General features: G+C 36.6%; 19 protein-coding genes. 3 read left to right on the plus strand and 16 right to left on the minus strand.

The features are described from left to right. Window positions 1-10 precede the first annotated feature (10 nt). On the plus strand, window positions 11-2,575 hold the full coding sequence (gene xdh, locus HZI73_RS14865; protein WP_212698823.1) for a selenium-dependent xanthine dehydrogenase: 2,565 nt from the start codon (window positions 11-13) through the stop codon (window positions 2,573-2,575). A 115-nt stretch (window positions 2,576-2,690) separates the two neighbouring features. On the opposite strand, the gene HZI73_RS14870 is transcribed toward xdh, so the two are convergent. The 6 genes from HZI73_RS14870 to HZI73_RS14895 all read right to left on the minus strand — a co-directional run bounded on the left by HZI73_RS14870 (window position 2,691) and on the right by HZI73_RS14895 (window position 10,770). Further along, the gene (locus HZI73_RS14870) at window positions 2,691-3,770 is read right to left on the minus strand and encodes a substrate-binding domain-containing protein (protein ID WP_212694167.1); all 1,080 of its coding nucleotides are present in this window, start codon (window positions 3,768-3,770) and stop codon (window positions 2,691-2,693) included. 68 nt (window positions 3,771-3,838) lie between these two features. Beyond that, complete coding sequence (locus HZI73_RS14875; protein ID WP_212698824.1) at window positions 3,839-4,813, minus strand: ABC transporter permease; 975 nt, start codon at window positions 4,811-4,813, stop codon at window positions 3,839-3,841. Between the two features lie 2 nt (window positions 4,814-4,815). Then, a complete protein-coding gene (locus HZI73_RS14880) occupies window positions 4,816-6,327 on the minus strand; it encodes a sugar ABC transporter ATP-binding protein (RefSeq protein WP_212694168.1) in 1,512 nt (503 codons plus the stop codon). 136 nt (window positions 6,328-6,463) lie between these two features. Then, a complete protein-coding gene (locus HZI73_RS14885) occupies window positions 6,464-8,110 on the minus strand; it encodes a response regulator transcription factor (RefSeq protein WP_212694169.1) in 1,647 nt (548 codons plus the stop codon). 30 nt (window positions 8,111-8,140) lie between these two features. After that, entirely contained in the window at window positions 8,141-9,919 is a 1,779-nt protein-coding gene (locus HZI73_RS14890) for a sensor histidine kinase (RefSeq protein WP_212694170.1), read from the minus strand. After that, window positions 9,916-10,770 (minus strand): PocR ligand-binding domain-containing protein, encoded by an 855-nt coding sequence (locus HZI73_RS14895; RefSeq protein ID WP_212694171.1) that lies wholly within the window; start codon window positions 10,768-10,770, stop codon window positions 9,916-9,918. The genes HZI73_RS14890 and HZI73_RS14895 overlap by 4 nt, the downstream gene beginning before the upstream one ends. 186 nt (window positions 10,771-10,956) lie before the next feature. Here HZI73_RS14895 and HZI73_RS14900 point away from each other — a divergent pair, with 186 nt between their 5' ends. Both HZI73_RS14900 and HZI73_RS14905 read left to right on the plus strand, forming a co-directional pair. Beyond that, window positions 10,957-11,964 carry a uroporphyrinogen decarboxylase family protein gene (locus HZI73_RS14900; RefSeq protein WP_212694172.1) on the plus strand — a complete coding sequence of 336 codons (1,008 nt, stop codon included), beginning with the start codon at window positions 10,957-10,959 and terminating at the stop codon, window positions 11,962-11,964. 142 nt (window positions 11,965-12,106) lie between these two features. Continuing rightward, window positions 12,107-12,682, plus strand: coding sequence for a DUF1349 domain-containing protein (locus HZI73_RS14905; RefSeq protein ID WP_212694173.1), 576 nt, complete (start codon window positions 12,107-12,109; stop codon window positions 12,680-12,682). Between the two features lie 40 nt (window positions 12,683-12,722). Here HZI73_RS14905 and yqeB read toward each other — a convergent pair whose 3' ends face one another. The 10 genes from yqeB to HZI73_RS14955 form a co-directional block, all read right to left on the minus strand. Continuing rightward, a complete protein-coding gene (gene yqeB / locus HZI73_RS14910; RefSeq protein ID WP_212694174.1) occupies window positions 12,723-13,547 on the minus strand; it encodes a selenium-dependent molybdenum cofactor biosynthesis protein YqeB in 825 nt (274 codons plus the stop codon). After that, entirely contained in the window at window positions 13,540-14,124 is a 585-nt protein-coding gene (locus HZI73_RS14915; RefSeq protein WP_212694175.1) for a nucleotidyltransferase family protein, read from the minus strand. Before HZI73_RS14915 ends, yqeB begins: the two co-directional genes overlap by 8 nt. Further along, window positions 14,121-14,894: a selenium cofactor biosynthesis protein YqeC gene (gene yqeC, locus HZI73_RS14920; protein ID WP_212694176.1), complete on the minus strand. Its 774-nt coding sequence runs from the start codon at window positions 14,892-14,894 to the stop codon at window positions 14,121-14,123. The genes HZI73_RS14915 and yqeC overlap by 4 nt, the downstream gene beginning before the upstream one ends. A 109-nt stretch (window positions 14,895-15,003) precedes the next feature. Next, window positions 15,004-15,480: a nucleoside-triphosphatase gene (locus HZI73_RS14925; protein ID WP_212694177.1), complete on the minus strand. Its 477-nt coding sequence runs from the start codon at window positions 15,478-15,480 to the stop codon at window positions 15,004-15,006. A 120-nt stretch (window positions 15,481-15,600) separates the two neighbouring features. Then, entirely contained in the window at window positions 15,601-16,440 is an 840-nt protein-coding gene (locus HZI73_RS14930) for an XdhC family protein (RefSeq protein ID WP_212694178.1), read from the minus strand. A gap of 130 nt (window positions 16,441-16,570) precedes the next feature. Beyond that, entirely contained in the window at window positions 16,571-17,413 is an 843-nt protein-coding gene (locus HZI73_RS14935) for an EFR1 family ferrodoxin (RefSeq protein WP_212694179.1), read from the minus strand. Between the two features lie 11 nt (window positions 17,414-17,424). After that, complete coding sequence (locus HZI73_RS14940; RefSeq protein WP_212694180.1) at window positions 17,425-18,165, minus strand: hypothetical protein; 741 nt, start codon at window positions 18,163-18,165, stop codon at window positions 17,425-17,427. A 79-nt stretch (window positions 18,166-18,244) separates the two neighbouring features. After that, window positions 18,245-18,697 (minus strand): NUDIX hydrolase, encoded by a 453-nt coding sequence (locus tag HZI73_RS14945; protein ID WP_212694181.1) that lies wholly within the window; start codon window positions 18,695-18,697, stop codon window positions 18,245-18,247. Between the two features lie 292 nt (window positions 18,698-18,989). Next, complete coding sequence (locus HZI73_RS14950) at window positions 18,990-20,423, minus strand: peptidoglycan D,D-transpeptidase FtsI family protein (protein WP_212694182.1); 1,434 nt, start codon at window positions 20,421-20,423, stop codon at window positions 18,990-18,992. Further along, window positions 20,386-21,825: an FtsW/RodA/SpoVE family cell cycle protein gene (locus HZI73_RS14955; protein ID WP_212694183.1), complete on the minus strand. Its 1,440-nt coding sequence runs from the start codon at window positions 21,823-21,825 to the stop codon at window positions 20,386-20,388. Before HZI73_RS14955 ends, HZI73_RS14950 begins: the two co-directional genes overlap by 38 nt. Between the last annotated feature and the right edge of the window lie 4 nt (window positions 21,826-21,829).

Raw genomic sequence — 21,829 nt, forward strand, 5'->3', positions numbered from 1 at the left:
GTGACATATGATGTCAGATTTTATAGTCAATGGACAGAAAGTCCATGTGAATCAAAATCAAAAACTCATCCATTATTTACGTGATACGCTCCATCTTACCTCGGTAAAAAACGGCTGTGGTGAAGGTGCCTGTGGCACATGCATGATTCTTGTTGATGGGAAGGCAACAAAGTCGTGCATACTGAATACTGACCGATTAGAAGGTAAACACATTATCACTGTAGAAGGACTTACTGATCGTGAAAAGAGTGTCTATGCTTATGCCTTTGCAGAAGCAGGAGCTGTTCAATGCGGCTTCTGTACGCCTGGCATGGTCATCAGTGCAAAAGGCTTAATTGATCAAAATGCTGCACCAACAGAGGAACAGATTCGCCATGCACTTCGCAACAATATATGCCGATGCACCGGCTACACAAAGATTGTAACGGCTGTTACCCTAGCCGCTAACATATTGAGAGAAAATATGCCTATACCAGAAACGGCCTTCACTGGTCGAGTTGGTGAAAACATGCACCGTGTGGATGCCGTTGGTAAAACGCTTGGTGAAGCAGAATATGTGGATGATTTGTATGTGGATCAGATGCTTTATGGCAGTAGTGTACGCAGTGCTCACCCTAGAGCCATTGTTAAACATATCTATACAGAAAAAGCCAAAGCAATGGCTGGTGTAAAAGCTGTTATTACAGCAAAAGAACTCCCTGGTGCAACAAAAGTCGGCCACATTAAAAAAGATTGGGATGTACTCATAGCTGAAGGTGACACCACCCGTTATATGGGCGATGCCATTGTTCTTATTGCGGCTGAGACAAAAGAAATACTTGAAGCGGCTAAAAAAGCCATTGACATACAATATGAAGTACTGAAACCACTCACCTGCCCTGCTGACGCCATGAAAGAGGATGCCCCACTCATTCATGAAGGTGGTAATATCTTATCCATTGAGCATCTTGTACGAGGGAATGCCGATGAGAAAATTAAACATGCTGAACATGTGGTCACGAACCGTTACAGCACACCTTTTACAGAACATGCTTTCCTAGAACCGGAGACTGCTCTAGCCGTACCTGATCGAGATGGCATGATCATCTACTGTGCCGATCAAGGCATCTATCAGACACGAAAAGAATGTGCTGAAGCATTAGGACTTAAAGCTAGCCAAGTCCGTGTGGTCAGTAAAATGGTTGGTGGTGGTTTTGGTGGTAAAGAAGATATGTCTGTACAGCATCATGCGGCTATACTTGCTTATATCACCAAACAGCCTGTAAAAGTATCCTTAAGCCGTAAAGAAAGTCTTATTGTCCACCCTAAACGTCATGCTATGGAGATGGAATTTACGACGGCTTGTGATGCAGAAGGCAACTTAACTGCCATGAAAGCTACTATTATTTCGGATACTGGGGCTTATGCATCCTTAGGTGGTCCTGTGCTTCAACGTGCATGTACCCATGCAGCAGGTCCTTATAACTATCAAGATATTGACATTCTTGGTAAAGCTGTTTATACCAACAACCCGCCAGGCGGTGCTTTTCGTGGTTTTGGTGTAACCCAGAGTTGTTTTGCTATCGAATGCAACCTAAATCAACTTGCTGAACAAGCGGGGCTATCCCCTTGGGAATTTCGATACAAGAATGCTATACGCCCTGGACAGATACTTCCTAATGGTCAAATTGCAGACGACTATACAGCCTTTACTGAAACCTTAGAAGCTGTAAAAGAGATCTATGACAAGCATCCAAAGGCTGGGATTGCATGTGCCATGAAAAACAGCGGCCTTGGCGTAGGCATTCCTGATACTGGCCGTTGTCGTCTTATTATAAAGGATGGTAAGATTAATACCCATACCAGTGCAGCTTGTATTGGTCAGGGTCTAGCTACCGTCATGACTCAGATGATTTGTCAAGTATTAGGTGTAGCACCCTGTGATATTATTCATTGTGACCCGGACACAACTGTTGCGCCTAATTCTGGTAATACAACGGCTTCAAGGCAAACGGTCTTTACTGGTGAAGCAACAAAGATTGCTGCCAATCAATTAAAGGAAGCATTAGAGACGAAAACCTTACAGGAACTAGAAGGGGAAGAATATTATGGAGAATACACTTGTGTGACGGACCCTATGGGCTCCGATAAACCTTATCCATATAGTCATGTAACCTATGGGTATGCGACCCATGTGGTTGTGTTAGATGATGAGGGCAAGTTATCCAAAGTGTATGCGGCTCATGATGTGGGTACACCTATCAATCCTAACGCCATTGAAGGACAGATTCAAGGCGGTGTTGTGATGAGCCTTGGCTATGCCCTTACAGAGGATTACCCCCTTATAGAAAGTGTTCCTCAAGGAAAATTTGGAACTTTAGGACTTCTTAAAGCTAATCAAGTGCCTGACATTCAACCGATTATCGTTGGTAAGACCCATGATGGGCTAGCCCATGGTGCAAAAGGCATTGGAGAAATCTGTTCCATCCCTACAGCACCAGCTGTAGCACAGGCTTACTATCGCTACGATGGACTTTTTAGGCGAAGTTTGCCTTTAGATAATACCCCCTATTCTAAAAAATCCATAAAGAAATAATAGTATTATAAGAGGGATATCTCAACCATACTTGTTGGGCATATCCCTCTTTTACTATAACGCTACCTATAAATAATGCTAAACGTCTATGAACAACTAGTAAACAAACACTTCTCTATTCAGCATCTGCCCCCATAACCTCTTTATAGTCATCCTTTGTGACCATAATGGCCCCTAGAGGGTAAACACCAAATTCAGCACCTTCTTTTTTGTACTCGCCAAATATTTCTGTGCCATGTAATAAATGGTTCATCATGGCTTCAGCTACTGCTTCACCATCTACTTTCGAACTAAAATAACCTGATGCTTTAAAGGCAGAATAGTCTTTTTTCCATTCATCTTTTGCTAAGTAGCCCCCTAAACCAGCTACAACTGCATTTTGATCAAGGCCCGCTTGTTCTAATGCTCTTACAATACCAGCCGCACCTTCATCATTAGGTGCTGTAGCAAACCAGGTATCAATTTGTGGGTTAGCTGTTATGATAGCGGATGCTACTGTAAATGCTTCCTCTGTGGAACCTAAATAGTCCCCACGAATTACATTCTGTTCTGGCAGCTCCATGTTGGACTCATTCCACTTATCAAGTGCACCTTCTGATCGAGGTAAAACACTGGATACGGTGGTCATTTCAAGAACAAAATAACCTGTTTTAGCTGGGTCTTTAATTAATGCATTGTCCTTCACATGATTCACTAACCATTCACCTTGTTGCTGCCCTACACGATAAGCATCCAGTTCGAGAGCAGGAGCAATATGCACACCGTTCTCATCAATCAAACCATCATCATCTGCGATAACTGGAATACCTGCTGCTTTACATTTCTCCACCGTAATGGTACTTAATTTTTGATCTGGTACACATACGATTAACCCATCCACTTCTTGAGCTATGATATTGTCAAGGGCATTTAAGTATGTATCTGCATCCATTTTAGCATCAATCAACAACATGTCACTAGCACCCATGCTCATAGCTTTGGCTTTAGCTGAAGATGATGTACCTTGGAACCAGACTTGGCTTAAATCTTTATAAATCCCTGCTAGAACAATATCTTTGTCTTTTGCATCATCGTTATTGGTTTCTGTCTTGGAACCTGTGTCCTTATTGGTCTTATCATCTGCTGGTTTACTACACCCCACGATTAACATCATAACCACCATCATGAAAGCAATTAACTTTGTAAATTTAGACATTTCATTTCCTCCTCTTTTATGTGCATATCCTTACATCTATAATGTAATCAATAGTCTTATTGATTATACTATACTCTCTTTCTAGATCTCAAATAATCAAATGATAAGGCAGCAACAAGTAATAAGCCACTTGCTACATATTGCCAAAACTGTGGTACATTCATGATTAAGAGTCCATTATTAAAACCCTGTAATATAAGGACACCAATAACGGTTCCTCCTAGACTTCCTATACCTCCTGTAAATGCAATCCCTCCAAGAACAACAGCTGTTACAGCACTCATTTCTAAGCCCATGGATGATGAAGGCTGCCCTGAATTCATTCTTGATGCCAGTATTGCTCCACCAAGGGCAGATAATCCAGATGTAATCATAAAAGCCTTTGATATGACACGTTTAGCGTTAATACCTGCTAAACGGGCAGCGACTGGGTTCCCTCCTACAATATAGAGGTTTCTACCAAAACGACTCTTGGACAATAGAATAATAAACACAATAAACGCCAAAATAAGTATAATAACAGGTATAGGTACACCCAGAATACGGTCTTTTCCAATGCTGAGATAGGTCTTGTCTTGGATATAAATAGGTTTACCATTACAGATAATGTAAGCCAGACCTCGAATAGCCTGCATGGTTGCCAGCGTTGCAATAAATGGTGCTATCTTTAAGGTATTCACAATAAGCGAATTAATAAAGCCAATTAAAATACCTGCTACAACAACAATCAACAAGGTAGGTACTGTACCGAATCCATTTTGTAACAGTATAGCCGCCAATACACCTGAAAACCCTGCAACAGCCCCTGGGGATAAGTCTATCTGCCCACCGATGACCAAGTAGGACTGACCAATAGCCGCAAGTCCCACCAATGAAGATGCCACCAAAATGTTCATCAAGTTTTTTGCAGTAAAATAATGAGGGGACAAATATGAAAAAATGATAACCATCACTACTAATGCAATCATGAGCCCTATTTTTTCAGAGCCAATGTATTGTTTTATAATGCTCCATTTATCTTGTTTTACTTCATTCGTTTGCATACTCACTTTTCACTTCCTCCTATATCCGTTCCAAGCATTGCTAATCCTAGTATCCTCTCTTCTGTTGCCTCTTGTCGATTCAGTTCACCTTTTTTTTCACCATTAGCCATTACCATAATCCGGTCGGATATGCCTATGATTTCAGGTAACTCTGATGATATGATAATGATACCAATACCCTGATTTGCTAATCGACATATGATCCTGTATATCTCAGACTTTGCACCTACATCAATACCTTTTGTTGGTTCATCTAGTATCAGTAATTTGGGATGATGGGCTAACCATCTAGCCAGGATGACCTTTTGCTGATTTCCTCCACTTAGATACACAATCTGTTTTTCCATGGACGATGTTTTGATATTCAAATCAACAATACCTTTTTGAACCACTTCTTTTTCAGCTTTTTTCTGAATGAATCCAAATTTGGTTAAACGCTTTAGTATAGCCATACTGGCGTTTTCTTTCACGGACCGAATGGGTGCTATCCCTTGACCTTTCCTATCCTCTGGACATAGCCCCATGCCTAATGCAATAGCGTCTTCAGGGGACTTTATCTGAACCTTTTCACCGTCAAAGTAGATGTCTCCTGATAACAAAGGATCTGCGCCAAATATGCTTCTAATGGTTTCGGTCCTTCCAGCACCAACCAAACCAGATAGACCTAGAATTTCTCCTTTACGGACATGAAAAGAAATATCTTTTACATAATGATTACTTAGGTTCTTCACGTCCAGTATGTTGTCGCCAAATGTTTCATTCCTATCCAATTCATTAAATACATCACCTAGATCACGACCAACCATTAATTTAACAAGCTCTGCTTCATTTGTTTCTTTGGTATTTTTTATATCTACTAATCGCCCATCTTTAAACACAATGACCCGATCCGAAAGTTCAAAGATTTCTTTTAATCGATGAGAAACGTATAAGACGATGACACCTTTTTTCTTTAGATTCCTAATAATTAAGAATAGCTTTTCTATCTCTGCATTGGATAAACTTGCTGTTGGCTCATCAAAAGCAATGACTTTTAACTGCCGATTATAAGCCTTCATGATCTCAACCATTTGCTGATAGGCTACGCTCAGATGTTTAACCTGGTCTGTGGCTTTCATATCTAAGTCAAATTCATCTATGATCTTTTGTGTGGCTTCATTCATGGTTTTGAAATCTACTAAGCCATTGGCTTTTAAAGGCATATTTCCCATGAAGACATTCTCGCCAACTGTTAAATAGTCCACCACTTGTCGCTCTTGATAGATAATGCTGATGCCTGCTTGAATGGCCTCATACGGATTTTTAAACTGAATGGCCTCATTGTCTATTAAATAGCTCCCTTCACATTGCTGAAAATCACCATTTAATATTTTTAAGAGTGTTGATTTACCTGCACCATTCTCTCCTAAAAAAGCAACCACTTCCCCCGATTGCACCTTAAAACTCATATTATCTAATGCTTTAACGCCTGGAAAATTTTTGCATATATCTCGAAATTCCAACGTGTTATTCACTTTTTTGATCACCTACCGTTCCGTCATTTTATACAATTTACTACACAAAAAAAATATTTGTTCTACGGTTTTAATAGTAGCACAAATATTTTTATGAAAATTAATCAATATAAACTAAAATTAATCAATATAAACTCTATTTTTTATTTGTTTTTTTGAATTGTAGAGGTGTCATGCCTGTTATTTTCTTAAAGCGCGTATTGAAATGCTGGATATTGATATAACCCACTCTTTCTGCAATGTCATACATCTTATAATCACTATGCTGGATTAACTTCTTGGACTCTTCAATACGAACATAATGAATGTATTCGGTTATGGTCATCTGAGTTTCTTCTTTAAAAATTCTTGATAAATAGATTTTATTGATGTGCAAATGATTTGCAATATCGTTTAAACTTATGGCTTTATGATAATTTTGTGTAATGTATTTTGTCGCTTGAAGTACACGCAGACTGTACGTTGATTTTTTTTCATTCATCTTTGTTACGACTCGCGTGAACAAGTCTTTAAACCAGTTTTTTATATCGTCAATGGTATCCAGCTGCTGTATGGTATTAAGGGGCAAGTAATTGGTGCCAAACAACTCTTGATAGGCTATTGCGTATTCTTTACTAATCTTCATGACCATTTCCATAAATCGTGTGGCGATATACTGGACATAATTATATTGCATGAACCCGTTAGAAGCATCTTGATAGATTAATTCAATGCTATCCATTAAGCATGTTAGATTGCGTTCTTCTACCCATTGATGAATACTGTTTAAGGCTTCTTCAATTTTTTCAGGTTTTACAGGGGCCACTTTTTTAATGATGGTATTATAGAAGAGAATCTTCCCTTTTCCAAAATAAAAACGATAGAGTAATGTATCCTTGGTTTGCTCATACATATTAGGTGCCTTGGTTAAATCACCAAATACTTGACCTATAATGATGGTTAGGGAGTTACCTACCAATTTCGTGATGTCACGTTTTACTTTACTAGCTAGAGCATAGCTGTCCGCAAGGTAATGTTTTTCACTTATAATGGGCTGGACTTTTACCAGAGCAACATATTCACCTTCCTTCAGATAAACACACATGCCCCCGTCCATTTTGCCATAAGCCCTATCGTTCAAAACCGTATTAACTGTATCAACAATACATCTGCGGTAGATGTTTTTTTCGTCATGATGCAACTCCCTATCTTTTTCGTGCACATGGTCTTCTGTAATATGAAGGAGTAAATAATCATCGCTTTTTAGATCAATATTCAGCTTATTTATTTTAGTTTCTATGTCTTGATAACTTAAGTTTTCAAGTATAATGGATTTTAACATTTCATTTTGTATGGTAAATAGATAATCGTCCATCAGTAGATATTTTTTTAGAACCTCTAGGGTTTTTAAGCGTTCATCTTCATGCTTGAGGGTTTCTTTCACTTTTCCTAATACCGTATATAAATCTTCTTTTGTAAGAAGGTCTTTGATTAAATAGTCTGTGACACCCATTTTTACAGCAGCTTTTGCATAACTAAATTCTTCGTGGCAACTTAAAATAATGATGGGCTGTTCAGGTTTCTTCTCTTTGACACGTTTAATGAATTCAATACCATCCATCACAGGCATCTGAATATCTGTTATGATCAAATCATAAGGATTGTTTTCATATTTTTCAAATGCTTCTCTCCCATTAAAGGCTGTGTCAGCTATATAGAACCCTTGCTCTTCCCAATCAATAATAATCTTCAACATGTCTACAGCTGGATTCTCATCATCCACAATTAATACATTATACATCATCGAACCTCCTGTTATGGTTATTTATACCTTCTAATGTCCTTCTATACCATGATGGTCCAAAGGTATTTTAAACATCACACATGTACCAACACCTGGTTCACTGGAAATATCTAGTCTGCAATTAGCTCCAAAATACAATTTTAATCTTTCATTGACATTGCTTAACCCAATATGATTGTAGCCGCTTGTTCTTTTTGATTGTTTTTTATGATAGATGGTTTCTAACCTTTTTTTATCCATACCAATACCATCATCCATGATTTTAAAAACAACTGCATCCGATTCTTTTTTAATATAGACGGTAATGATGCCCTTTTTTTCTTTGGGTAAAATACCATGATATAGAGCATTTTCCACGAGTGGTTGAAGAATTAATTTAGGTACCTGCAAAGGGTATATATCGTCACTGATTTCTTTAACCACTTCAAATCGATCTTTGTATCGATTTTTTTGAATGTTGATATAGCCATCCAGATACTTGAGTTCTTCTTCTAGAGGTATTACTTCCGTACCGACGGACATACTTCCTCTAAGAAGTAGATTAAGGGACCTGATCATCTCCCGGACATCATGGGCATTATCCCGCAACGCCAAATACTGCATGGAGTTTAAGGTGTTATGAATAAAGTGAGGATTGATTTGGGATTGTAAGAGCTCCAGTTGGAATTGTAAAGAAGCCAGTTCAACTTTTTTCCTTTCTTCTGTTTCCCTTTCTATCTGATGGGTTAAGCGTTTTATGTTAATGACCATTTTGTTAAAACCGCTGACCAGATTTTTCAACTCATCCTCTGTTTTGGGTTCAATAACCTCAGGCCATTCAAAATGCTCAAATTTTTTCATGGCACTGCTCACATCACGAATAGGATTTGTAATCTTTTTAGCAATAAAGAAACTGACCCATATAATGACAATAATGGATATAAGACCGATGTAGATAACCAGTCGATACAATGTGGTCATGTTAGACATGACTGTATCATACTTGTTAATACCAACGATTTTCCATAATGGGTATTTTTCAATGGGTCGCTCGTAAACAAAATAACGCTCATTATCCTTTTTATAGAGAGACTCTTCAGGGTTGATTGCATGATTTATAAAGGATAAAGGCTCTTTCTCGTCTTCTTCTCCAATGTAGTGTATGATGGTATCATTCTCATTAACAATATAAGCTGCATCAAAGGCTTCCTGACAAAACGCCTCTATTTCGCTGAACAATATTTCTATTCTTAGGTTAAGAATTAAGTAGCCTAATAAACGATAATCATCATCACGAAGAACTTGTCCATAATAGATAATGTTGTTATTGACATAACTATTTTTTATGGGGTAAGATGTGGGGTTGGAAAACTTTGCCCTATACTTGTCTTGCTTATATTGCTCAAACTCATGATTATTGCTAATGATCTCATTATAGTAATCCAGCCGATACAAAGGGTCCAAAATATGATCCTCAATATCCACGAAAAAGAGATTAACAATATAGGGTGTCTTTTGCTTATAATTTAATAGTTCTCGAGAAAGAACATTCACCAGTTCTATGCTTTTCTCACCTTCATAAGCCCTATTCAGCAGTCCTTTTATCTTGGGATTTTGGGTAATCTCTTTATGCAGGTCTTTTATGTTATCAATCTCAGCCCCAATATTATAAGTAATGATATCAATTTTATGGTTGGCAATTTTATTATTTTGAACGATAATTTCGTCTGAAAAAACATAACTCAGAGAAATACTAATGATTAATATAAGAACCAATATGACCAAAGAATAATACATGGTGATACGTACACCAATACGTTTTAATTTCATAGCATGCTTCTCCCTGTGTCTTTTGTCTTTCTATAAACCCTTGGTGACATGTTTGTGATTTTTTTAAAATCTTTAGAAAAATAATTGTAGTCATCATAACCAACAACTTCTGCAATCTCACCGATTAAACCATCTGTGGTGGTAAGCAGTTTTTTTGCTTCTTGAATTCTGATATGTCTGATATATTGCATCAAAGACACCCCATAATTTTGTTTAACACACTGATAGATACTGGTTTTTCCAACACCTAGATGTGCACATATACTATCGGTAGATATCTTCTCAGACATGTTTTGTTCCACGTAGAGACGTATTTTCTCGGATAAGGGGGCCCGTTCTACATGAACAAGATTTTTTAACCAGATATAGGATGCACATGCTTGCATAATTTTGGTGATCGCTTGAATGTCATGGTTATCCAGCTGCCTTAAAGCTAAAAATTGGGACTTTAACTTGGTAATATCAGCTCCCATGAATTTACTCTTCTTCGTTATATAATCCCATTGTTTCTCCACATTTGATTGATTTAGTATTTGCCCAACCATAATATACCCCACAATGACATCGTCATCTAATATGGGCGCTACGACTTCTGTTAACCCCATATGGCACTGGTAGGGGTAAATCTCTTTTGTTTTTTTTACATGGGAAAATGCTTTTACATCACATTTCCTGCATGCATGATCAATTCTACTATTTTTTCGCATCAATTGGCAGAAGGTACTAATTTCCTTAGGACTTTTATACACTTCTCTATAATCCAAATCATAAACAGCAATTCTAACACCGACAATTCTTTGATAATCATCCAGTAAATCTTGAACCCCTTGGTTATCAAACATAACTTTCATAGCATTCTCCATTCTCAATTGTCTATGTCTTATTGTAGCACTTTTCCTCCAAATGAACAATAGTACTATTTTGAAATAATTATTCTATTATTTTGTGTCACGCTATTTTATATTTAATGTAGAGAATCGATTGTTTTACGTTATATAAAAATAACATCGTTGTACATTTCAAAAGGAGGATATAAGATGACAAAACGAGAAAGAGTGATAAAAGCCCTTAATCATGAAGCGACTGATATTGTGCCATTTCATGCAGACTTTACCCAACAAGCTTATGATAACATGGTTGCTTTTACAGGTAAAAAAGAGTTTATCAATGATTATGACTTACATCTAAATTATAAACAATATTGGGGCTGGCCAACTGAATTACCCGATAAAAAAGAACATTTTCAAGATGAATTTGGTGTTATTTGGAATCGTTCAGGCGCTGATAAAGACATTGGTGTTGTTGAAAACTACATGATTAAAGATCTGGATAACTATGACTATGTTTTTCCACCCATTAATGAAAAACGCTTACGAGGGGAATTTGAAGAATTAATGGCTAATAAAGATGATCGCTTTACCTTTATTGGTATTGGTTTTTCCATGTTTGAACGTTCATGGAGTTTAATGGGCATGCAAGAAGTGTTAATGGCCATGGTACTTCAACCAGAAAAGCTACATCAACTATACGATGATATCTGTGATTATAATTTAAAAGTTATAGACATTGCATTAGAATATGATTTAGATGGTTTTTATTTCGGTGATGACTGGGGACAACAAAAGGGCCTTATTATGGGACCCCAGTATTGGCGTGAATTTATTAAGCCCCGTATGAAACGGATGTATGACCGTGTTAAAACAAAAGACCTCTATATCCTCCAACATTCATGTGGTGATATAGAAAGCATCATGCCCGATCTTATTGAAATTGGTTTAGACTGTTACCAAACATTTCAACCAGAGATTTATGATATAGAAAAAGTAAAAACTACCTACGGTGATAAACTTGCCTTCTGGGGTGGTATCTCTACTCAGCAGCTTTTATCACATGCTACACCTGATGAGGTAAAGGAAGAAACCCGCAGAATCATGAAAATTATGTCCAAAGATGGGGGCTACATCTGTGCACCTACCCATGCTTTGGAATTTGATGTGACCCCTGAAAATATTCTAGCCATGTTTGAAGTCTTCCACAATCAATAATGGTGAATACCGCCAGATACGTTCCTCATTTCATGTACATCTATGACTAACTTTTGATTGGCATTTTATAGCATATATAGTATGATAAATAAGGTATTATTAAATGGTTGTTATAAAGAACGCATTCTGGAGGAGGATATTCATGTTTAATAAGTGGATTAATGAACCAAAATATTTCAACAAGGAAAAAGAAACCATTATCATTGAATCCGATGCTAAAACCGATTTTTTTGTAGCTCCTGCATCGGATTATCTCGCTCATAATGCACCAATCTATGCATTTGACGTTCAAGGTGATTTTACATTGGAATGCAAGGTAAGACCTGACTTTAAAGCTTATTATGATGCAGGTGCTATGATGTTTTATGTGGATGAAAAAGCTTGGATAAAGTTCGCATTTGAGAGTACTGACATAGGGCATCCAGCTGTGGTAAGTGTGGTTACAGACGGTGCAAGTGATGATGCAAATGGTGAAAAAGTGGATAGTCCATCTATATGGATGAAGTTGAGTAAAAAAGATAAAGTCATTGGCTTGTATTTTTCTCATGATGCTTTGGAATGGCGGATGGTACGCCTATTTCAGTTTGATGTCAAAAATTTGGATAAAGCATCTGTCGGTCTAGAAGCCCAAAGTCCAGCAGGACTAGGGTGTAAGGTTGCATTCAGTGACATTAAATATACGGATAAAGCTGTTGAGGATATGAGAAAAGGTATATAGTTTAATCACAACAATGATAAAGGACAAAGGGATAATGAACTTATCCCTCTGTCCTTTTATTCATGCTGCCATCACCTTTTTCAAAATAGAGTATCGCTTCAAGCACGCCACCTGCTATGGCTCTTGCCTTATCTGATATACTAAAACAATGGTCTAACGTACCTCGAGGGTCCACATCTCCAATTTTAAACCCTTCTGTAACACGTATCCCCTCATGGATAAGACCTCGTATAACGCCTTTTAAAGGCGCTAGAATAGGTGTATCACCTATGTGTCCGATACACTGTTCCTGTTCCACCACATCGCCTATATGGGCTTCTGTATATACAATACCGGCCTTAGGTGCCCGTATAACTCTTTCCCAACTATACCCGTCAATGTTGCCTGGAATACCTGTATTGGTCATAGCTGGACCTTCCTGAATGACGCGACCCAGATAATGACCTCGATTTGTTTCCACCACAGCATGCACATCGCGACCAGCTTCAAATCCAGGTCCTAATCCAATAACAATGGGTGCCATGTTCATGGTTGTGCCCAGATTTTTTTTTGCCAAAATGGCATCTACAACGACGAGGGGTTTAAGAACTTGGGTACTCTCCCCTTTTGGGTCAACTAGAACAGGTACATGTCCTTTATCCCATACCTTCTGGCATTGGGAGACATGGTCTACCTTCATTGCCTTGATACCTTCAATGGTCATGTCACCATCAAATATGGCATTAGCATAAGCCACCGTACGCCGAATAACCGTTGGTTGTTCTGTCTCTAATACAACTACACGATAGCCACAGCGAACAAGACGATGTATGGTACCACTAGCTATATCTCCACCGCCTCTAATAATGACTAAGCGATCATTCATGTCTTTTCAACTCCTTTAAAACCTTATAATCCTCCTGAGTATCCATATCCATCCCCATATATTGATTTTCTATGTCAACGTAATGCACTTCTTTTGGATAATTTATAATAAAATCTCGTCCGCCTTTATCACCCGTTACTTGCAGTAATTTTTCCCGCCACTTATAATCAAAGATTGTAGGATTACCTCGTTTTCCTTTATATTTAGGTACGATAATACTGCCTCGTCCCTGGTTATAAGCTTCTATTAATTTTTCTACAAGTTTCACCGTAATCAATGGTTGGTCACCATTCATAAACATATAAGCATCCACCTTGGGTGCGTGTAATAAGCCACATTTCACGGAAGTACTCATTCCTTGAGGCGCATGGGGGTTATATACATAAAGCATTTGCTCATTATAAGCATCATGTAATACATCTTGATGATAATACACAACAATAGGTTTCATTTGTCTAACTTCAAGAGCCACGTCAAACACATGGTGCAGTATGGGTTTACCTTGAAGATGTTTACCTAATTTGTTCTCACCAAATCGTTTAGAAGACCCTGCTGCTAGTATAATAACTTGTATCATGATCGATTCACCACACTTACTATAGGATTATCCTCTTGAACATGGCCCACTAAAACCTTTGATATATCCCCATTATTTTCTACCAGTTCACGATAGAATTGTGGAAATATTTCCTTTTCATTGTGCAAGTCCATTTTATTAAACAAGACAACCTTCTCACTGTTTTGTGGACACCCTTTAAACAAGCCATCTTGGGCTGCTATCAGCTTGCTGTAAGTATCATAATTAATCTCTGTATCCATGTCTTGACCAACCACTTTGGCTAATACACTTGGACGATGTACCCACTTTTCATTGATTGTTTTTTTATAGCTGTCTAGCCCAATACACCCTATAACCATATGGGATTTAGGTGGAATCACTGGTTCATGCGATAATGGTGCTTTCATTGGTTTGCATTTAGCTCCATCAGCTTCTATTAAAATCATATCAAAGCTGCTGGATTGTTCAATACTGTCTACCCACTCTGGTTCAATACCTTTCAATTTACCACCCTTCATTTTGTATTTACCCATAATGGTAATAGTGCCTTTCCCACCTATAAGGGATTGTCTCATCAGTTCATTTAATGATCTTGTCACATAGAGATGATCATATTGGTCTTCGGTTGGATAGAAAATGGCCGTTGTGGTTGTTACGAGAACACGTTTGCCTAAGACTTTAAGTTCTCTTGCCAGCCGATACATGGTAGTGGTTTTACCGCCACCGCCTACCAAAGAAATCATATATCTTTTCCTCATGTTTAAACCTATTGCTTTAATTAATTGCATCCCATCACCTAATTTTTTACATTCATCTTAATCTGTCGTTATACTATACTTCGTTCATATGTTATCTTTTTTTACACACCTTTTTACAAGAGCACCTCTTATATCTTATTTATGTGATGATGTCATATCCCTTAATATGAAGTTCAAAAGTCTGTACAATGTCTTGTATGTTATCTTCTCGTACTGTCACATACAGCTCATCCGCTTTTTTCACCAATTGCTTAAATGTTCGATAAAAGGCTTTACCTTGTAACTCCAGCTGACCCACTTCATCTAAAAACAAGGGGGATATCTTCTGTTCTAACAAGGATAGCATTGTGTTATGAACATCATCTAAGGCGTTTTTGGAAAAGCTATAGGGACCTATCTTGCATCCTTCTACCCAATCATCAGATAAATAATCTTCCCTTAAAACCAATAAGCGCTTCTCTTTCGTTGTTAAGCGCATCAATTCGTAACTATGAACCTGATCATCTTTCATATGTTTAATGGAAACATACCCATCCCCTCGTCCAATGTTACGATACATATTCAGCATTCTTGTTGTTTTACCAGAATTAATCTTACCTGTCACCATGTGTATCATAAGTGCTCCTCCATCATGCTAAGGTTAATAGATTCCTTGCTATAAGACTTAAAGATGATAGAAATAAAGATGCCATAAATAATTATATTTATCACACCCCTATAAAATGCAATCTTTATTTTATTTCATTCTATTCTGGTCGATAATAGCATCTTTTCGCATATGACAGTGACCTTTTTTATGATAACTTATTGCTAGTATTTCAGAACTTATGGAAATGGCTATTTCAGCTGGTGAATCGCCCCCTGTATCTAACCCAATGGGTGAATAAAAATAAGATAAATCAATATCGTCTCCAAAGCGTTCAAATGTTTTTTTCATAAATGAACGTAACTTGACTTCTGAGCATAACATCCCCATATATTTGGGTGTAAGATTTAATTCAAGAACTTTATTTACCACATTGTAATCATGCTTGTGGGATGGTGTACATACCACAACGTAACTCTGCTCCCTTAAGCCTTCTTTGTCAATAAAATCCGCATAAGACATATGCACTTTTCGATCAGCTTCTAATACATGTGCTAACATGTCTTCACGAGCATCAATAACCGTCACATAAAAATTCATGGTTTTTAACACCTTAATTAATGCCTGCCCCACATGTCCAGCACCAAAGATATAGATATGACCACGAACCCCAATATATTCATAAAATAGCTTAACCGTTCCACCACATGCCATAGGTAAAGACTCTGCGCCCTCTACAATTTTACCTTCACTTAGAACATACTTCTCTGTCATGCTGACACGGTCCTTGATTAAATCTGTACACTTATTTTTAGCAAACAGTTCAAGGGCTCCACCACCAACAGTTCCAAAAGCTGTTCCACTTTCACCAACCAGCATCTTTTTACCAACAGCAACAGGTGTATTGCCTGTCATCTCTACTACCGTTACCATCATTGCTGGCTCCCCAGAATCTTTCATTTTAATGAGTTCCTCATATAAACCGATCATATCATCTCTCCCATACCAGAACATGGCTATCTCTGCCTACCATGTTCCTTATATTAAAGTCCCCTAATGCGTATAAATGCCCTTCTCTAAGGGTAATTACATTATATCTCTTGATAAAACCCTTTGTCAATCAATGGGAGATGTGATCATTGATATATTTTCCTTCTGGTCCTTTATAACGCTTATATTTTTTAATATTTTTTGTCCTTTTTGTCATTTGAATAGCATGATTAGGACAGTAATTATAGCACCGCATGCATAACATACACTGATCAAGAATTTTTACACCTTTAGTATCAGGTTGGATATTATGAACAGGACAGTGCTTGACACACCAACCACAACCATTACATTTTCCATCTGAAGAAAATCCTTTAAATGCAATGGATTTAAATTGTCTAGCAATACACCTTTGTATGACACCTAGTAATCGTCCTAATGGCTTTATCCCTTCTATGAGTAGAGCACCCTCTGTTATAGTATGAACCATTTTATCAACTTTCTTCTCAGCTTTATTTAATCTTTTAGTAAGCTTATTTGGTCTGGTCACACGTAGTGGAGACAAAATAGGAAGGTGCATATTATTACCTATAGTTATATTACAAAATACCTGTGGTAAATAACCTTTTTCTTTCAATGATTTCAAGCTATGCCACAATACGTCCCCCGCCATATACCCTGCTGTTGTTAATGCAATTAATGGTTTACATGAAGATTTGGGCAATGCTTTAATAAAATCTTGGCATAATCTAGGAGCAAGTGAGGAATGTGTTGGAAATGCTATGCCTATAATGTCACTGTCTTCAACTTCTGTCATCATGTCATATTCAGATTCACATGATATTAATTGAACGTTCCCATAATAATGTTGTAGTTTTTCCGCTAATTTGTTAACTGCCCAAGCTGTATTTCCTGTCCCACTAAAATAAAAAATACTTATTTTACAATTCTTTCTATTGATTAATCCATGCATAATATCCCCCTCTACTCTGCCATAACCTGTAAATCTTCACTATCGGTTTCTTCTGTTATTTCATTTTCATAATATACAAGTTTTATTAATGTACTCATTTCAATATTATGTTTATTAAAAATGGTCACATGAATTCTAATTGGATGGAACCGAACTCTTTTCCGAGATATCATTATTGATAAGTCTTGATCTATACTAAATCCCTTTTGAAGAACATAATCCTTAGCATAACGGTAAGGTTTACTGTATTTACTATTGGTGGGTGATAATGTGATGCATATTGCAATGAGTATCATACTTATGATAAATTTATATATTCTATATTTACTTTTCTTAAAACGACTGGCTATCATACAGCCTATAAGACCACCTATGATATAATTAGGTATATTCTTTAATACAAGATATTCTATAATTCTGTTAAAACCAAAAAATATCATCACCATAACAGGAAATAAAATGATGTCATACCACTTTTGTTCCACATTTGAACTTATGTATAAGTATAATAGAATAGATGATAAGCCAACAAGACTTAGACATAAAATAAAATCTAACCATGTATCCGTAATTGGATAAAAAAAACATCCTCCTATAATCAGTAGAAGTAAACAAATGACTATATTTAACATGATATCAGTTGTACTACCTCTAAAACATGTATCTTGCTTGTGATGTTTAGCTTGTATTTTACCTACTACAAGCATTAATAGAAATGAAACGCCCATTATACTCCCTAATATAATTTCCATAAGTCTTCTCCATTCTTCTGTCATCCTACCTTTAATGCGTAAAAATGGCAATGTCTCATTTAACATTGCCACTTACAATCTACATATACTTTCTATTACCCCACATATTGCATTTCTTTAAATCTAAATAATCATTATACGCTTGTTCAATGATTTGTTTTTCATTTCCAAATTTCAGAAGATGATAAGCTTCGTGATATTTGTAAAACCCTGAATCCGTAAAATATTCTTCTCGTTGTGGTCGACTATAGTAGTTATAAGCCTTCATCAAATACCAATGAACGTTTTTGACTACCGTATCATTGGCGACCATAAAGGAATATTGACTTTTCCCAACATATTTAATAATATTTGCCTTTACTCCAGCTTCTTCACGTACTTCCCTAATTGCCGTATCATGATATTCTTCCTGATCTTCGACAGTACCTTTGGGTAATACCCAACCTTCGTATCTATTTTTATAGTTTTTATAAAGTAACAATATCTTACCCTTATGGATTACCACCCCACCACAACTTACTGCTTCAATCATAAAAATGCCTCCTATATATATTGAATCGTTTATAAGTTAAAAACGCATGTTGTGGATTCAATATACTGACTTGATTTATAAGTTGAATACAGGTCAATGGTTATATCTTACATCTAACACATTCAACTTACAGTGCTATGGGTGTTGTCCTCTTATCATTCTCAACATTTTTCTTACTAAATGTCTTGTCTTAAAAAGTATACAATTTTTTCTTACTTTTTTCAACCTTAATAGCCCAGAAACTTTGCATCTTAATGCCATTTTACTAGATATACGTCATTTTCTACTCATTTCATTCTTTTATATATGCTTCAAAAAGCGCTTTTGCTATTGGTGCAGCATATTTTGTACTGGTTCCAGAACTTTCCACAATGATTGAAACAGCTAATTGAGGATTATCTGCTGGCGCAAAGCCCACATACCATGCATGTGATACACCCGTCGTATTTTCTGCTGAACCCGTTTTACCGGCCACCTTTATGCCTTCTACCGCAGATGTTTTACCTGTTCCTTCACTGACTACTTTTTTCATAAAACCTGTCAAGGTTTTTGCTTCATCAACTTCCAATATTTTTTTGTAGAACTCTGGTAAATATTTGGATACTGTTTTGCCCTTTTCATTTTCTATACGATCCACTAAGTAAGGTTTCATTAATATGCCCCCATTGGCCACTGCAGCAGTAATTAAAGCATTATGAAAAGGGGTTATGATGGTCTTGCCTTGCCCAATGGAAGTCTCTGCAATATCTTCAACACTGGAATCTGTATTTAATACAAAACTACTCTCTTTATAAGGCAAAGAATAAGGTAATGGATTGTTAAACAATAAATCTTCTGCCACATGTCGATACTTAGAAATATCCATTCCCATTGCCATATCTGCAAAAGCTGTATTGCAGGAGTACTTAACAGCATCTTCTAACGTCTCTTTATCATGAGCCTTGTTAAAATGACAATGAAGGGTATACTCTCCAAATACATCTTTTCCTTTACAATCATAAGTATAATCTTCCCAAGATGGGTTTTCACGCATGTATGCCAGAGATGTTATAATTTTAAAGGTGGACCCAGGTGGATACAGTCCATTAGTTGCTCTATTAACAAGTGGGGATTTTAATGGTGATTTCTTTTCCTCTTCCACTAATTTATCCCAAATACTTTCTATGTCATTAGGGTTGAAATCAGGCTTTGATACCATGCATATAATTTTTCCTGTTGATGGTTCAATAGCCACAATAGCACCCTTTCTATTGCCCAACAGTTGATGGGCAAGCTTCTGTAGCTCTGCATCTAAGGTGGCTACTACATTATTACCTCTACTCTTTTGGTTTGACACAGCTTGAATGGTCTTATCAATAATACTTACATTGGATTTTAGTAAATCATAATTGACAAGAGCTTCAAGACCTGTTTTACCTCTCTCTGAATACCCTACAATATGAGCAAAAACATTCTCATAGGGATAGACCCGATACTCTGTTGTACCATCTATGACGGTTTCTGCTAAAACATTGCCATCTCTATCCATGATTTTGCCTCGTACAATATTTTCTTCTATTTGTTCTAATCTAGGGTTATAGGAGTTAATAACAATATTTGCACTATCAAACACAACAAAGATGACAATGTGCACCACTAATAAGGCAAATAAACCTATAAAAATATAGGACACGTTATTAATCGTTTTCTTATTTAGATCCTGCTCTTTTTGCTTTTTTCTTTCCATAGTTTTCACCTTTTTGATTGTGCATGTGAATACCTTCTAAAATACCTAACATGATGGTGGTCATGACAAGAGATGTGCCTCCAGAACTCATGAATGGTAATGTGACACCAGTAATGGGTATAAACTTGGTGACGCCCCCTATAATTAAAAACGTCTGAAATGCAAAAATACAACTGATACCACTGGCCACTAACAAATAAAATTTATAATCGGTTTCTTTTGCAATACGAATACCTTCTATAAAAAATAATGCCATCATGACAATTAATAATATGGAAAACACATTTCCAAACTCTTCGCAAACAGCTGCAAATATAAAATCTGTTGGTACAGCTGGAATCACTTTAGGCATGCCTTTTGTTAATCCATAGCCAAACCATCCACCAGCACCTATTGCAAAAAGTGATTGAGCTATTTGATACCCTCTTCTATCAATATCTGCCCAAGGATTCAACCATGCTTCTACACGATATTGTACATGGGCATAAAATTTATAAGCTATAAAAGCACCTAAGCTACCCGCTGTTAAACCTCCAATGAAATACAAGCTCTTGTTAGTCGAAATATAAACAAGTGTTACATAAATAACAAAAAAGATTAAGGCAGTACCTAAGTCTTTTTGATAGACCAATAACACAATAAGTATAAATGAAAATATACCTGTAAAAATCACGCCTAACAAATCATCTAACTGAGTCATAATGGCTGCTAAGAAGAAAATAAAAAGTATTTTTATAATCTCCGATGGCTGAATACTGGAATCACCAATGAGAATCCAGTTTGTCGCACCGTATTTCTCCGTACCAATAAAAGTAACTAGCACCAATAATGTAATGGATATACCTATATATAACCAGCCCAATTTATCAAAGAAAGTGAATCGTTTAATAAATATGGGTACCAAAATAGCAAAAACATACCCAAGTACAGCCATAATAAACTGCCGATATCCAATGTTATAATCAATTCTTGTCAGCAGAATAAACGATATGCTCATTAAAAAGAGGGAAATATTCCAAAGTAAATAGTGATGATGAACATATAGCTTCTTTAATAAGAACCAAACAATCATAAAAAATAATACTTCTTGTACGTAGAGAATCAACAAATCCAACTTATTATCCGTAGATGCTCCCACTAAAATCATAAAGCCTAAGAAGTGTGTCGCCAAAATGGTTACCTTTTGATTCTTATAAAAATAACCTTTATAAAAGGCACGATGAGCTGCCGACTGTCGTTTATCGGTTTTTTTATTGTTTTTAAGTTCCTTTTTATCTTCTTGATGCCTTTCTTTACTTTCTTTATAACTTTCTAATTGATATAACCTTACGCATAAATAGGTAAAGTATAACCCCAAAATTATGAAAATAAATCTCGACATATTAATGATTAAATCTAACATATAC

Source organism: Vallitalea pronyensis (genome assembly GCF_018141445.1).
Classification (GTDB): domain Bacteria; phylum Bacillota; class Clostridia; order Lachnospirales; family Vallitaleaceae; genus Vallitalea; species Vallitalea pronyensis.